The organism is Croceicoccus esteveae, from assembly GCF_031846435.1.
GTDB lineage: Bacteria > Pseudomonadota > Alphaproteobacteria > Sphingomonadales > Sphingomonadaceae > Croceicoccus > Croceicoccus esteveae.
Genome location: NZ_JAVRHS010000028.1, coordinates 1 through 877, shown reverse-complemented (window position 1 = coordinate 877; position 877 = coordinate 1). Strand labels below are relative to the sequence as shown.

Here is an 877-nt window from a genome sequence, read left to right as displayed (position 1 = left end):
ATTATGCAGTAAAGGCTTGAAGAAGGCCAGCAGCGTGAAGCCGCTCATGGCCTGAAACGCGCCATGCCGCGTGAGGACCACACTGAAAGGCCCAATCAGCGGCGGGTTCAGAAAATCGCCGGGCAAGCTGTCGGAATACACCATGGCAGTCGCACGATCGCGCCGTGTGTCGCTGGCGATTGCGACAAGGATGGCAACCGTGTGGGAGCGAAAAGCCCGGAGGCAAGGCTAGTGATACTGCACGCGATAGCTGCCACCGAGCCGCAACAGGAGAAGCCCTGCATCATCAAACCTATGGTCCAGATGGCGAACACCAGGCGAAAGAGCCGCTCCAATCTGATCGATACCACAAGACAGCCATAGCCGGATCCAAGGATCATAGCTGCGACAGATGCCATCACAGCGATCCGGCTGATCGTTGTCGGGGCGGAAACGCTCTTTTCTGCGAGCAGGAAGGAAGCCTGGGTTGTGGTCATCATCAACACCACGCCGGTTCGGGTGATGACGACATAGAACATTCGAAGCGAAAGCAGGCTGGACGCCCGGCTTCGCAGGTGCCGCAGTCACTTTGTGCGCCGCGGTCATTTTCACGAACCCTCGCTGCGCGCCAGCCATATGTGGCCGGCCATTCCGAAAGCCACGGCGTACAAAGGATTGCGCCAGCAGCGGCAGCACGAGGATCAACATCACCAAGATGATAGCGGCTTGGTGTCGATCCGCACAGCAGAACCCGTTGACAGCAGCCTTTCGCAAGCGATCATGCGCTGTCCAGTGTCAATCCGCTTGTCGGCCCGCCTCGGCGGTGACATGCAGAGGCCGACGACGTCCTGGACCTTGTCGACGAGCAGCGGATCCGAGGAGAGCCTGAACGTCCCGA

2 protein-coding genes are annotated in these 877 nt (G+C 59.5%); both read right to left on the bottom strand.

All coding sequences use genetic code 11. The annotated features are described in order from the left end of the window. Positions 1-228: 228 nt before the first annotated feature. The gene (locus RM533_RS13590; protein ID WP_311341762.1) at positions 229-693 is read right to left on the bottom strand and encodes a hypothetical protein; all 465 of its coding nucleotides are present in this window, start codon (positions 691-693) and stop codon (positions 229-231) included. Beyond that, positions 687-877 (bottom strand): hypothetical protein (locus tag RM533_RS13585; RefSeq protein WP_311341763.1); only part of this gene is annotated, 191 nt, incomplete at its 5' end. The genes RM533_RS13590 and RM533_RS13585, both read right to left, overlap by 7 nt.